The sequence below is a fragment of the Polyangium sp. 15x6 genome (assembly GCF_029960785.1).
In the GTDB taxonomy this organism is placed as follows: domain Bacteria; phylum Myxococcota_A; class Polyangia; order Polyangiales; family Polyangiaceae; genus Polyangium.
In genome coordinates, this window is the sequence record NZ_JASBQE010000044.1 from 62,611 (window position 1) to 76,029 (window position 13,419).

Annotated in this window: 8 protein-coding genes; 3 read left to right on the forward strand and 5 right to left on the reverse strand. The window is 64.7% G+C overall.

What is annotated here, in order from left to right; translation table 11 throughout:
* Positions 1–173: 173 nt before the first annotated feature.
* Both QHF83_RS28715 and QHF83_RS28720 read right to left on the reverse strand, forming a co-directional pair.
* Positions 174–1,523 (reverse strand): hypothetical protein, encoded by a 1,350-nt coding sequence (locus QHF83_RS28715; RefSeq protein WP_282421159.1) that lies wholly within the window; start codon positions 1,521–1,523, stop codon positions 174–176.
* Positions 1,520–3,796, reverse strand: a complete 2,277-nt coding sequence (locus QHF83_RS28720; protein WP_282421160.1) for an AAA family ATPase — start codon at positions 3,794–3,796, stop codon at positions 1,520–1,522. Before QHF83_RS28720 ends, QHF83_RS28715 begins: the two co-directional genes overlap by 4 nt.
* A 745-nt stretch (positions 3,797–4,541) precedes the next feature.
* Here QHF83_RS28720 and QHF83_RS28725 point away from each other — a divergent pair.
* Positions 4,542–5,132: a hypothetical protein gene (locus QHF83_RS28725; RefSeq protein WP_282421161.1), complete on the forward strand. Its 591-nt coding sequence runs from the start codon at positions 4,542–4,544 to the stop codon at positions 5,130–5,132.
* A 6-nt stretch (positions 5,133–5,138) separates the two neighbouring features.
* The gene (locus QHF83_RS28730; protein ID WP_282421162.1) at positions 5,139–5,528 is read left to right on the forward strand and encodes a hypothetical protein; all 390 of its coding nucleotides are present in this window, start codon (positions 5,139–5,141) and stop codon (positions 5,526–5,528) included.
* Positions 5,529–6,043: 515 nt separating this feature from the next.
* On the opposite strand, the gene QHF83_RS28735 is transcribed toward QHF83_RS28730, so the two are convergent.
* From QHF83_RS28735 to QHF83_RS28745, 3 genes are read right to left on the reverse strand one after another with little or no spacing between them, the layout of a single operon-like run.
* Positions 6,044–6,790, reverse strand: a complete 747-nt coding sequence (locus tag QHF83_RS28735) for a hypothetical protein (RefSeq protein WP_282421163.1) — start codon at positions 6,788–6,790, stop codon at positions 6,044–6,046.
* Between the two features lie 4 nt (positions 6,791–6,794).
* Positions 6,795–7,520: a hypothetical protein gene (locus QHF83_RS28740; protein ID WP_282421164.1), complete on the reverse strand. Its 726-nt coding sequence runs from the start codon at positions 7,518–7,520 to the stop codon at positions 6,795–6,797.
* A 40-nt stretch (positions 7,521–7,560) separates the two neighbouring features.
* Entirely contained in the window at positions 7,561–10,044 is a 2,484-nt protein-coding gene (locus QHF83_RS28745) for a serine/threonine-protein kinase (protein WP_282421165.1), read from the reverse strand.
* Positions 10,045–10,407: 363 nt separating this feature from the next.
* On the opposite strand from QHF83_RS28745, the gene QHF83_RS28750 reads away from it, so the two are divergent.
* Positions 10,408–13,398 carry a DUF4215 domain-containing protein gene (locus QHF83_RS28750; RefSeq protein ID WP_282421166.1) on the forward strand — a complete coding sequence of 997 codons (2,991 nt, stop codon included), beginning with the start codon at positions 10,408–10,410 and terminating at the stop codon, positions 13,396–13,398.
* The last annotated feature ends 21 nt before the right edge of the window (positions 13,399–13,419 follow it).

The following is a 13,419-nucleotide window of genomic DNA, read 5'->3' on the forward strand; positions in this document are numbered from 1 at the left end:
CGACCGCCGGAAGCATGTCGACGTCCGCCGGGAGCATGTCGACGACCGCCGGGTGTGCAACCGGAATCTTGGGATTCGTTCGTGGAGAAACCGAGGTCCAAGGTGTCCGCTGGGAAGCTATCAGCGACGTACGACTGTCCGGGGGCGGAGGCGTAGCGGGAGATTGAGATCCGCTATGGAAGAGGCAGCTGCATCTCCCGCTCGTGCTGCTGCTCGGCCCTGCCGAATACCATCCTTCGCGCCATCTCCCCTCGCTCCCGCGCCGTTTCCCGTCCCCCGGCGATCACCCGATCGAGCTCTTCGAGATGGACCGGCTGGAGCACGATCGACGCCCGCCCCCAGCCGTCGAGCGGATCCCCGAGCTCGATCCGCGCCGGCCGCGCCTCGTTCGCTGCCGTCGGATACAGGATCGTCGCCACGCCGCCCCGCGGCTGGCTCAGCGCATACATCGCGAGCTGATACAGCATGTCGCGCGGCAGCTCCCGCTCCCACAGGTCACGATATTTCGCGTCGAGCAGAAGGCTCTTTCCGTCCGGCGTCCTCACCGCGAAATCGGGCCTCGGCCGCGGTGCGCGCCGCCGTCTCGGGTTTTCCCCCGGCGCGTACCGCATGAGATCCTTCAGCGCCTGCTCTTTCATGACCCCGCAGCCCTCGAGGTTGTCTTCGAGAAACCGCTCCAGGAGCCGCTGGAAGAATCGGTTCATGTCCAGCAAGAATCCCGGCAGCACGAAGGGTTCGTCCGAATCCTCCAGGGCCGGCGCCTCGCCGTCCAGCAGCAGCCCGATGAGCGTGAGGGCCGGCGCGTACGCCGCCGCCATTCGATCGAGGCCCTGCTCGGCCTGCGTGACGAGCTGCCGGTGCAGGGGGCGTTTTCGGACCGACACGGCGAGCGCGTCGGCGAGCCGCCGCAATTCGATCTTCAATGCACGATCGAGCGCCATCCCCGCCGCGAGGTGAAGTCCGCCGAGGAGCACCTGGTTCAGCAGGCAATCCGCGAGGCGCAGGTGGTGCCTGCAAGGCAAGCTCCCGCGCAGCACGCCGCCCTCCCGCGCGATTCGGCTCATGTCGATGCGCCCTCGCGGACTCGAGAGCGACTCTTCGACGGCCACGTAACGCCGGTCGAGCCCACGGGCGAGGAGCTCTCCCGCCTCCGCGAGGAGCTGCGAAGGCAAGAGGTCCTCGAAGAGGCTGCCGCCGGCCGAGAACGGAGCCGTGGGCATGGTCCGGAGCTCGCGCAGGCGGTATGCATGGCGAAACAGCCGTGCGAAGGGCTCGCGGCCGAGCTTCGGCGCGATGGTGACCGTCAACGCGCCGAGGCGGAGCTTGCCGACGTACGACGTCGTCTCGATTTCGAGGCCGCGCGCGAGCTCGCGCACGACGAGCACGCCCTCGCTCGTGAGGCGCGCGGCGAGCGCGCGATCGGCCGCGTTCGCGAGGCGGAGACCTTCGAGTGGATCGCCGGGGGATTGGCCCGGGGATCGGCGCTGCCATTCCCGGAGGTGGATCACAATCGAATCGCTCACGGCGTTTCACCGGGCGGATCGTCGCCCTCGTCCTCCTCGGTGGTGTTCGATTCGGCATCGGAGCGCGTGGCCACGCCCGTCGCTTTCAGATCCGGCGTCGGGAGCAGCAGGGCATCGACGAGATCATCCTCCCGCCCCGGCTTGAACAGCTCCTCCTCGATACCTCGCTGTTCGCGCTTCACCAGGCTCCCGCCCAGAATCTTCTCGAGCGCCTCGTAATCCTCGTAGCAATACTCCTCGAGCAGCGGTAGCAGGTCTTCCCGCACGACCTGCACCAGACGCCGAACGTCCGTGAGCGGCCCGCTCCCGTGCATGAAATAGGTGTGGCCGACCTGTAGATTGCGCGCATCCCGCTTCACGTGCTGGAGGATCCGCTTGTTGAGCTCCATCAGCCAGGGCCCGAGCGGGAGACCTTTGACGACCGCGTCCCCGAGCGCGTTGCCGTCCGGCATGAGCTCGATGAACCCGAATCGCCGGCGCAGGGCCGCATCGAGCAGGGCGATCGAGCGGTCCGCGGTGTTCATCGTCCCGATGACGAAGACGTTCTCCGGTACGGAGAACCGCTGGCCCGAGAGGGGCAACGTACACTCCGTGCCACGCTTGCTCTTTTCCAGCAGCGTGAGCAACTCGCCGAAGATGCGCGGGATGTCGCCGCGGTTGATTTCGTCGATGACGAGATACACGGGTTTCCGATGCCGACGCGCGTCGTCACAGAGCCGCTTGAACACCCCGTCGCGGCGCTCGAAGCCGAGCGTGCCGGCGCGTTCGACCGGGCGAAATCCTTCGAGGAAGTCCTCGTAGCCGTACGCGGGGTGGAACGTGCACGTCATGACGGCGGATTTCAGCGTTTCTCTTTGCTCGTCGGTCAGGTCGGTGTGGGATCTGCCGAACCACGCGCGGGCGGCGAGCTCATTCGCGGTGCGGAGCGCCCAGTAGGTTTTTCCCGTGCCCGGAGGGCCGTAGAGGATGACCTGGCCCTTGCGCAGGAGAACCTCCTCGATACGTGCGGGCATCTCGTCGAGCGGGCGCGGGGGCGCGGTCAGGGGCCTGTCGTCGCCGGCGTCGCCATCGACCCGAATGATTCGGTTTTTGGGGATCCGGCGCTCCGCCTCGATGAGCACCGCGGGCTTCGTCAGCAGGTGGACCGTCGTCATGAGCCCATCCCGCTCGGGCATCTTCCACTCATCGATGGACAGCCATTCGACGGGACGCCGATGGCAGAACTCGACCCCCGGCGTGTACTGATAATCCCCCTTGATTCGACCGATCCCGAGAACCGTCTCTCCGTCGGCCGCGAGCACGAGGTCTCCCACGTTCATCGTGGTGACGAACTTGAAGATTTGATTGGCCGATCGCCCCAGCGCTCTCGGGTCATTCGAGTAGTGCTTCGCCATGAGCGCCTTCACGCGCTCTTTTCCGGCCTGGTTGTGCTCGATGGCCGAGAGATCCTTGAGCCTCGGCCAGCCGATGGCCACGAAATTCCCGTGGCGCATCGCCGGCCATTCGTCCCGACGCTCGTTGCCCGACGACGTTCCCACCCGGTAGTACCAGTGCAGCGAGCCGTGCCGCTCGTTCAGCAGACGCGACAGATGGTTCACCGGCATCCCGAGTTCCCGTGCCATCGGGATGAAAGCGCCGGCCGCGACATACCGACCCTCCGTGAGCGGAGGCTTTTGGAGCAACTTGATCAGGTGAAATCGCTGATACTGCGGGGCGTGATAATCATCGAGGAGATCCGGGTACAGAAGACTCAGGTACTTGTGCCCCCACGCAGTCTCGGCGATGTCGGGCGCTGCGCGCTCGATCTCCTTCTGGAGTGCCTCGTAATCGTCTCCGCCGCTCGCACGGAATCGATCCAGCACCGCCGCCGCCGCGACGAACTGGTCGCGGTGCGAGCGCGCCATCGAAATCGCGTCCTCCAGCGAGAGCTCCTCCTGCTGCACCGGGCTCCCCGTCATCCACCGGCCCGTCTCCTTGCGCTTGTACAGGCCGAACTTGAGCGCACTCCCCCCGGCGATGCTCCCGAAGATCGCCGGCAGCTCCGGGTCGTTCTTGAACTCGAGCCAGTAGACCAGGCTGTCCTTGTTCCCGTGCGCGTGCAGCGTTTCGAGGAGCTCTACGCCGTCGAGCCGGCGCAGCGCCGCGGGGCCGAACTTCGCTGCGAAGGTGTCGTAGTAGCGCCGGAGGTCGGCCTCGGAGGGGAGGGAGCCGGACTCGACGAGCCGCGCGTGATCGCGCTTCAGCTCGTCGGCGAGGGTGGGGGCGAGAAACATGGTGAGTGCAGGCTAGCGCACACCGTTACGTCCTGGAAAGCCCTTCGTGTTTCGTCACGCGGGCCGTTCCTGGTGGGATCAGAGGGTTTGCCGCGTCCGGACGTCGGAGGGAGACGGCTGCGCATGGAGATCCCATCGACGCATGATGTTGCGGTCTATGGGAGCAACTCAGGCGACTGGCGTGACGGTGTCATCGCGGCGCTGGCCGCGGCGGGCCTGTTCTGGTTCGACCCAACCCATCCCGCTGAGCAACAGTGGGGCAACGGGTTCCGAGGGTTCGGCGGGGCAGCGCGGTAGGAAGCGCTAACTCAGCGGAATCATTTGCACCCCGGCAGGAACTGGACCTGCGACGTTCGGGTTAGGAATCCCCTTCCAGGGCGTTCGGCTCGCCCTACGAAATACGCTGTTTCCGCAAGGATTCTCGCGGGTTGTAAGTGGCCAGGAGAGGACAGGTCTGGACACGAGATTTGGCAGAGATTTGGCACGGGAGTCTTCTCGACAAGGGCGTACGCAGGGATTGGGACGTGTGCCCGGCCTTGCAGCTGGGGTGGGTCCTTGGCTTGCTTGCGGTGACGGGCTCGCCCTTCCTTTGCGATCACCTGGGTACGCCCCCCATCATTGCCCCAGGAGCGCGCCATGCGACCGCTGAGCGGCCTCGGTCGGTCTCGAAGCGCGATACGCTTGACGATCACATCGGCACCTACCCAACCTTCACGAGGGGGTGTCCCGGCCAGGGGAGAACGCCATGCCCGGAGCGAAGGGGGAGGCACTCGAGCGGGAGTTCGCCGCGTGGATGGTCTCCATGCTCCATTACACGGCTGCCACCCAGCGTGAGCTGATCAACGGAGAAGTGGCCAAGCGACCTTATGAGGTTGACGTGCACGGGGAGCGCTTCAGCCGGCTCTGGTATGCGCTGCACATCATCGGGGGGCTCCTGTTCATTCTGGCCGTCGCAGCCTACCTTCTACCGGATGAGCTGGCGCTGGTAACCGGCGCAGTCGAGGGCACCGTATCCACTATCTGGCCCAGAGCGGCTGGCTCAGGAATCCTCATGCTGAGTATTGCCGCGTTCGTGCTCGCGATCCTCGGAAAGAAGCGCGCCACGACCCACGCATGGGTAGAATGCAAGAATCGCAAGACAAGCGTGAAGCGCGCCGATATCGAGAAGCTGAGTGGCGCAGTTCAGGATGTCCGCCACAATGCGCGTGCACCCTGGAAGCCCGACGAGGTGATCATCGTCAGTGCCGGGGGGTTCGACGACGATGCCCTTTCCCTCGCCGATACGTATGGGTTCGTATGTTATCAGCGGAGCGGCAAGTGGTTCGCGCCAGTATAAAGACGCATGTGCCTCGACCTCGAGACGCTCGGCCTCCGGCATCGTCGCGCTTATGACCTGCGCCGGACGATGATCTCGCTCGCCCGCACAGACAGGGCACGCAAGGACCTGCTCGAGCTCTGCATGCACAACCCGCACAAAAAGCAGAGCACGATCGACATCTATACCGAGTTTCCCTGGGACGCCCTCTGTGCCGAGGTCGCCAAGCTCAGGGTGAAGCGCGTCGTGCTCGCTCAGGTCGTCCCGCTTCCCCTCGCCAAGGTCGCCGGGGCGCCGGGAATCGAACCCTGGGATGCGGGATCCGGAAAGTCCTTGCGAGACGCGGACTTGGTCCTCGAAGTGCCGGAGATCGCTCAGGAAAGTTCGTTCCGCGGCGCCACGCCTCGTGCCGGGTGAGTCCGTGGTGTGGTGCAGGGTCGCGGCACATGGACGGCACATGGGAAAAGGGCGCTGGGAGTAACGTGCCCGAGGCCAAAATTGGTGGGGTGGGGACGGACGCGACCGTGGCTTCCATCGACCCGAGCCGTGCGGAGTTAGCTGCTTAACGGCTCAACGGTGCACCACCTGTGAAGAATATCTGAAAGTGCCGCCGAGGCCGTTCCGACGGAGCGCAGGGAGCCGTGCTGGAGCGGCGCGCCACCGACGTGCGGGCCATCGTACGTGGGCTCGAACCCCGATGGGGACACGCACAGTTAGGTTGGGCGAGATCGAACGAGGCGAGGATCTTCGATCCGACCTGGACCACGCCGAGCACCTCGGGGTTGGCGCGCCATTCGGCGATGCGCGTGACGGTCTCCAGGATTGGTGCAGGAGGGGCGCACTACGATGATCCGGGGATGGCGAGGAGCCCTGTCGAAGTCACCCAGGGAACCGGGGCGAGGACCCGAATTTGTGCAGGTCCACGAGCCCCGTCACTGATCCTCGCTCCAGGTCGGGGCTACACGAAAACCAGCTCCCCGAAGGCTCGTATGGTTCTCTTGGAGAAGCGCAGCTCGGAGCGGCCCCGTCTGGGTATCTATGCTCTCCCGGATGTTGTCCAGGCGCGGCTCCATGAAATCCCTGATGGCCTGCTCCTTCGTTCCCCGGAGAACGGCGAGTGAGCGATTGTATTCGCCCTCTTCGTCCTCGAGGCCGCGAACCAACAAGGCGATCTTGGCCACTCTTGCAGCGTCCATCCGGACGGTTGGAACGACCCGGGTGCCGTCCGGCAGCGACATCCCGGCCCCTCCGCATACTGCCCAGATCACGCGACGCTGACCAGGCGGAACAACGATCCGGGAGAGCGAATAATACGCCTGATGCTCGCTGAGCTTGCCGTTCTGCTGATCCTCGTACCCAACGAGGGTCGTGCCGTAATCGACCCGGAGTGGCGCGTTCCTCGGCGCGTGCACGCAGAAGGCACCATGGTAAAGAATCCTGGTCAGCCAGTAGGGAGTCTGCGTCGTCCCGCCGTTGCAATCCGGGACGATGTTCCCGTCCATCACGGCCTGGCTTGGCTTGGATTCCGCTGTTTCCGACTGGTAGGCCTTGGAGTTCGCCGAGGGAACAGCCGACGTGTCCGGTTCGGCAGCGGGCGCGGGGACCGAGGCCACCATCTCGAGGACCAGGGCGAACCCGAAGCATCCTCCAAGTGTCCCTCTCATCGTCTTGTTTTTCATGACCTTACTCCAGCATCGCGCTGCAATCACGCGCCGAGGCCTCAGGCTGGTCGTACGGCAAGGTCGCCGGGATACGGCTGCAGGACGCGCCTCCGTCGAGGAACCTCTTCGCGACCCCGAGGCACTCGTAAAAACAAAGCGACTGGAACTTGCCGCACACTGAGACGGCACAACGATGCAATTCGTTCTCCGGTTGCTCGTACCACTTCGGCGGCGTCTCCCTCGTCACCGCGCTGCTCGCGGAGGATACCTGGGCGTAACCCGTGAGCGGTGCGACTGTCTGCGGAGGTTTGAGCCCGCGTGGGCGCACGTTGGTTGCGATCTGCTCCAGGTCGTCCAGGTCCACCCGCTTCTTGCGCGCGATCATCTCCGCGACGTCGCGCCGGAGGGGCAAATTCCGCCTCTCGTACAGGACTCCCGCGGGCGTGGCGAGCGCTCGGGGCAGCACGATCCTGGTCTTCGGCCAGAGCGTGCCGCTACCGAACGGCTTGATAGGCTCACCAAGCTTTCTGGCATCACGCGCATATTTGTCGTACGCTTCCCGTAAAATGGTCTCATTGCTCCTGAAGATCAGTCTGAAAGCAGCCGGATCCCCGTAATATTGCGTTGCCACCACGTAGAGCGTGTCGGATTCGTTAATCTCGTAAATGAGTTCGTTCGTCTGGTCTGCGCTCGCCACGGTGCCGATGCCGGCGACGAACATGGCAACCATCGAGGCGCGCTGAAACATCCTCATCCGAATCATTAGTCTCCGAAACCTCCCATTTGGCTCATTTGGCAACCGATACGACTTCGCCTGACGCCTCGTTCACCCAGTACACGCGGGTCGCGTCGAGCGCGATCCCCATCGGACGCTCCTGGGCGGACGCGAGCAGCACGGGCTCCTGCTTCCCATCGAGGCGTGCCTTCTTGACCATTCCGCCGTCGTTCGTCCAGTACACCCACGCCTCGTCGACGGCGACACAGCGTGGCCCAGGCTCGTTCGCCGCAAGGATCTCGATCGGACCGTCTCGTCGCGCGATCGATATGGTCCCAGATCCATCCTTTTCACGCGACCAGACCACGACCTCCTCGCGAGGGTCCACGGCCACGGCAAACGGCCTCTCCTGGTTCTCGGCGACGAGCCAGGCTTCACCTCGCTCCTTATAGGACCAGCCCCAGATGCTGCCGCCTTTCTCCGTTCGCACGAAGTAAATGCCCCGACGCCCGGTCGCAAAGCCGAAGGGGTTCGGGTCGGCGCTGTCGTACTCGAGCAGCGGCTTCTTCCCAAGCTCTTTACGCGCGCTGAAAAGTGTTCCCTTCCCGGTGGTCGCGTTCTGGAAGAGGAAGAAGGCGCCGCCTTCCGAGGATGCAAGCCCCGCAATCTGTTGCTCGGGGTGGAGCCATTGCACCAGCGATTTTCGCGTGGCCGTGACGGAGTCGATCGTGACCAAGCTCTTGGATGACGTGTCCGTCCAGTACCAGCGGCCGGTGTCGAACGCGATGCGTGTCGGTGCTCCGCCCACGGACATCGGCGCTGCGACGCCACCGTCTTTGCGCATGCGCCAAGCTTTTCCCTGCCTGGGAACCGTCCATGCCACGATGCCATCCACGTCGTCGTCCACGGCGACACTGAGTGCGCCAGGCTCGTACCTCCCGAGGACGACCGGCTTGCACCGCCCGCCTTCCAGGGCCTCCGGCTGCGCCTGCGCGTCGACCTCGCACCCATCGGCGGGATCGCCGTTGCAATCGTGACGCCCGGGATCGCAGTTAGCCTTGCAGATCCCCTCCTGGCAGGTCGAGCTGTCGCCCGCAATCGTGTTGCACCCGCGTCCGCAGATGCCGCAATGAAGAGCGCTGGAAACGACGTCCGTCTCACAACCAATGGTCAAATTGCCATCACAATCCATGAAACCTGGCTGGCACGTGGGTGCACACTGGCCAGCAACGCATGCGATGTCACCGTGCTGGTTCGTACATGCGTTGCCGCATTTACCGCAGTTCGCGGGAGCTCCGAGATCGGCCTCGCAACCGTTCGCTCGTTCCCCGTCGCAATCGGCGAAACCTTCAGCGCATACGGGCGCACAGAAACCACCCACGCAGCTGGTTGAGCCGTGCTCGTTGATGCATCGTACCCCACAAGCGCCGCAGCTCTCGACGCGCGTGAGATCCGTCTCGCACCCGTTGAGCATGGCCCCATCGCAGTCACCCTTTCGTGGATCGCACATCGGCGTGATGACGTCCGGGCGTGCGCTGGCGGTGACGAAGACTCCCGCGATGACGAGGGAAACCGCTGCTCCGCCGGCCCAAATACTCCGCTTGGAAACGGGTCGCGCCGGAGCTGGCGGCGAAACACTCGAACCATCCGGGAAAGCGTCGAAGGCCGCGCCAAACTCGGCAGCCGACTGAAACCGCATCTTCGGATCTCTCTGAAACGCGATACGAAAGAATGCGTTTACCTCGCTTGGAAGATGCGATATGGGCGGCGGTCCATCGGTGGAGAGCAGAACGAGCCGTGCGACGTCGACGTGCGCCGCTCCTGCGAACGGCGACTTCCCCGTGAGAAGCCGATAAAGCACAGCCGCGAGGGACCAGAGATCACTCCTGAAATCGACGCGATTGGAATGGTGCCATTGCTCTGGGCTCATGTAGCTCACCGTGCCCATCGCCATGTTCTCTTGGGTCAGCTCGTCGTGCTCGCTGACGATGATCTCAGTCCCGGGATCTACCATCGGCTCGACGAGCTTCATCAACCCGAAATCGACGATCTTGACCTTGCCCTCGATGCAGTAGATGTTCCCCGGCTTCAGGTCACGGTGAATGACGCCCGCCGCATGGGTCGCATGCAGCCCTTTGCATAGCTGTCTGCAGATCGACTTCACCGTCGGCATCGGCATGGGCCCCTCGCGCTCGAGCCGCTTCGCGAGGCTCTCCCCCGTCAGGAGCTCCATCACCAGGAAGGGAACCAGCTCGTCGCCATACTCGAAGCACCGGAGGACGTACTCGCTGTCGATCAGGCAGAGCGCCTGCGCTTCCCGGCGGAATCGCTCGAGATCATCTGGTGCCTTTGTTCTCGGGATCTTAATCGCGACCTTCAGGTGAAGCTTCGTATTTATCGCCTTCCAGACCTGCCCGAAGGCTCCCTCACCCAGCTTGGAGATGAGTTCGAACCGACCGGCAAACGTCTTGCCGGGACGGAGGTCGACCGACTGCACGTCATCCGTCGGGAGCTTGATGGTGGGCGGGCTGGTGTCTTCGCCAATGGCCGTGCTCATGCTCGCGCCCCAAGCTTGCAGCAACGTGACGGGGGGGGCCAAAATTTCGAGTCACTCACAAAACCGGGCGCCAGATGACGTGTTCCTGAGAGTGGTCCAGATACGCAATTCTGCGTATAGACATCCGGAAGATATCGTGCATGCGGGCGCCGACCCTCCCGATCCCCCGTGACTCGGTCGACGATGGGTGAAGAGCCCCACGACTCGTCGCTCGCGCAGCTAGTTTCCTGCATCCGATGAATTGCGGATACCCATCTCGCCGGGCGACTGCGACCATCCTTGCCATTGCACGCCATTTGTCTGTGAGCTCGGCCCCTCGAACGGGCAGGCTCGTCACAAATGTAGTTCGGACGGGAGGCATCGATGCGGTCCAATTGGGCGAGCGGCCTGGTCTTGGCATTTGTCGTTACGCTTGGCACTGCATTGACGGGATGTGAGGACGGGGGCCCAGCTCCCGGCGGAATCGGCGGCCAGGCGACAGGCGGAGACGGTGGAGGTAGCGCTGGCGCCGGGGGCCAGGGCGGGGATGCCGGGGGAGCAGGAGGCGCCGGCGGCAACAGCACCGGCGGCAACGGCGCCGGCGGCATCGGCGGCAGCGGCGGCAGCGGCGGCAGCGAGGGGCCATGCGGAGATGGAATCGTGTCCGGCGAGGAGACCTGCGACGACGGCGCAATGGTTCCTGGCGATTGCTGCTCGACGACGTGTCAGATCGAGGCCACCTGCGAGATCGAGCCCAACGATGAGGCCGCGAGCGCCAATTCCCATGCCACGCTCGCCATGGGTGGCACAGCCGTCAAGGGTCTCGTCTCCAGCAACGGAGACGAGGATTGGTTCGAGTTCGTGGTCCCCGCGGGCGCGAAGGGCGTCGTCACGGTGGAGACGCTCGACGGGTATGCAACGACGTGCTCCTCACTGGCGCTCGACAGCCAGCTCTCCTTCCTCGATGCGCAGGGGGCGCTGCTCGCGACGGACGACGATGGGGGCGAGGCGTTTTGCTCCAAGCTTTCCGTGGGTCCGCTGTCGCCCGGCCCGTACTACGTCGAGGTGAGGGCCAGCGAGCAATCGATGGCCGCGCCCTTCGACTACACGCTCTCGGCCACGCTCTCGATCTTCACGTGCGGCGACGGGGCCTGGGACGCCGTCGTCGGCGAAGGCTGCGACGACGGAAACAATGGCAATGGGGACGGCTGCGACTCCACGTGCCAGGTGGAGGTCGGATACACTTGCGCCGGCTCGCCGAGCGCGTGTGTCGCGGGGTGTGGCGACGGGGTCCTCGTGCCTCCCGAGGGGTGTGATGACGGCGGCAATGTCTCCGCCGACGGCTGCAGCGCGGTTTGCGTGGTCGAGCCGGGGTATACCTGTTCGCTCCAGCCGAGCGTCTGCGTATCCGCCTGTGGCGATGGGGTCCGCGCGTCCGGCGCGGAGACGTGCGACGACGGAAACGTGACGGCCGGGGATTGCTGCAGCGCCGCGTGTGAGCTCGAAGCTGGGTGCGAGGTGGAGCCGAACGGCGAAAGTGGAATGGCAAACCCCTTCGGCCAGCTTGCACTCGCGGGGAAGCTCAAGGGCTTAATCGCTCCTGCTGGCGACAGGGATATTTTCGCGGTCACGATTCCGTCGGGGAAGAGCGGAGCGATCACGGCGGAGACGATCGACGGGTTCGCGACGACGTGTGACTCTTCATCACTCGATAGCTACGTCCAGATCCTCGATCCCCTAGGGTTCGTCGTGACCAGCGACGACGATGCCGGCGCGGGGTATTGCTCTCGCGTGACGACGCCAGTGCTCCCTGCAGGCGACTACGTCGTCTCGGTCACCGCATCGGCCGGACAACCCGCTGCGACGTTCGATTACACGTTGTCCATCGACGTCCAGCTCTCTGCATGCGGCGACGGCGCGCAGGGGCCCGGAGAGGAGTGTGATGACGGCAATACCGTCGGTGGTGACGGCTGCAGCGCCCAGTGCAAGCAAGAGTTGCCCGCCGAGAACGAACCCAACGACACCGCGGCTCTCGCGAGCGGCCCGTACGCGCCGAACGTGGTGCTCCGGGGCGCTGTATCACCTTCGTCCGACGTGGACTATTTTGCCATTACGTTGCCGGGGCTCGGGGACCTCTCCGTGCAGACGTTCGATGCGTTCGGGCCCGGGAGCTGCGCGGACATCGATACGAAGACGACGCTGGTCGCTCCCGACGGCGCCACGATTCTCGCCACGGACGATGACGGCGGCCTCGGCGCGTGCTCGTGGCTCGAGCCGTTCTCTGCGCCGGCCTTGCGCCGCCTGCAACCTGGTACCTACTTCGTCCGCGTCGAGAGCGGAAATGCGAACATCGTCGACCCGTACAAGCTCGCCGTCGAGCTCCTGTCCCTCTGTGGCAATGGCGTCGTCGAGGGGTTTGAGCAATGCGACGGCGGTATGCTCTGCGATTCCACGTGCCGCAACAAGGCCGTATGCGGAAACGTATCCATCGACAATGGCGAGACCTGCGACGACGGCAACACGGTCGCCGGCGACGGTTGCAGCCCCATCTGCCAGCTCGAGGGGCCCGACGTCGAGCCCAACAATACCTTTGCGCAGGCGGATGCACGCGCGCTCGATCCGACGCCCGCCTTGATCACCGGGGACAAGGTCCTCGCAGGTTCGATCGGCAATGTGGCGGACCGGGACGTCTTCAAGATGGTCCTCGCGGCGCCCTCGGTCGTGCGCTTCGAGGCGTTCGACGGGAGCGGCGTCGACTGCCCCAGCGATACGACGACCATCCGCCTCCTCGATACGGCAGGCGTCGAGGTCGCCATGGACGATTCGAGCGGCATCCAATCGTGCGGCGCGCTCGTATCGAGCCTGCCGGCAGGGACATTCTATGTTCAGGTCGAGGAGACGGGCACGGATTCGACGGTAACCGAGTACAGGCTCGAGGTGAACGTCCAGTCGTCCGGCGGCAGCGAAAGCGAACCGAATGATACCGCCATGAATGCGAACGTGCTCTCCGGCTCCGATGTGTTCATTCTCGGCGGGCATCAGGCGGCCGGCGATATCGATGTGTATAGGTTGACTGTGCCTCCGGGGAAATCGATTCGTGCCGAGGTCATCGAGGGAGGCCTGGAGACCTGCGAGTCGGACGAGGTTGATAGCCGCCTCACGTTGTTCGATGCCGCGTGGAATGAGCTCGCGGACGATGACGACGACGGTCGCGGGTATTGCTCTCTGCTTGACGGCTCGGGGAGCATGCCGCTCGATCCCGGCGCCGCGTCGCTTGCGGGCGGCTCGTATCATCTCGCGGTGCGGGCCTCGCAATACGCGTCGCCTGCCACGGCCGCGGAGTTCGACTACCGGCTCGTCGTGACCATTCGCTGAAGCTCATTCCACAAATTGCAT

What these genes read in the sequence shown, in the direction of transcription:
- QHF83_RS28750 (WP_282421166.1), top strand. Translation starts at nt 10,408, where the DNA reads ATGCGGTCCAATTGGGCGAGCGGCCTGGTCTTGGCATTTGTCGTTACG.
- QHF83_RS28740 (WP_282421164.1), bottom strand. Translation starts at nt 7,520, where the DNA reads ATGTTTCAGCGCGCCTCGATGGTTGCCATGTTCGTCGCCGGCATCGGC.
- QHF83_RS28720 (WP_282421160.1), bottom strand. Translation starts at nt 3,796, where the DNA reads ATGTTTCTCGCCCCCACCCTCGCCGACGAGCTGAAGCGCGATCACGCG.
- QHF83_RS28735 (WP_282421163.1), bottom strand. Translation starts at nt 6,790, where the DNA reads ATGAAAAACAAGACGATGAGAGGGACACTTGGAGGATGCTTCGGGTTC.
- QHF83_RS28730 (WP_282421162.1), top strand. Translation starts at nt 5,139, where the DNA reads ATGTGCCTCGACCTCGAGACGCTCGGCCTCCGGCATCGTCGCGCTTAT.
- QHF83_RS28725 (WP_282421161.1), top strand. Translation starts at nt 4,542, where the DNA reads ATGCCCGGAGCGAAGGGGGAGGCACTCGAGCGGGAGTTCGCCGCGTGG.
- QHF83_RS28745 (WP_282421165.1), bottom strand. Translation starts at nt 10,044, where the DNA reads ATGAGCACGGCCATTGGCGAAGACACCAGCCCGCCCACCATCAAGCTC.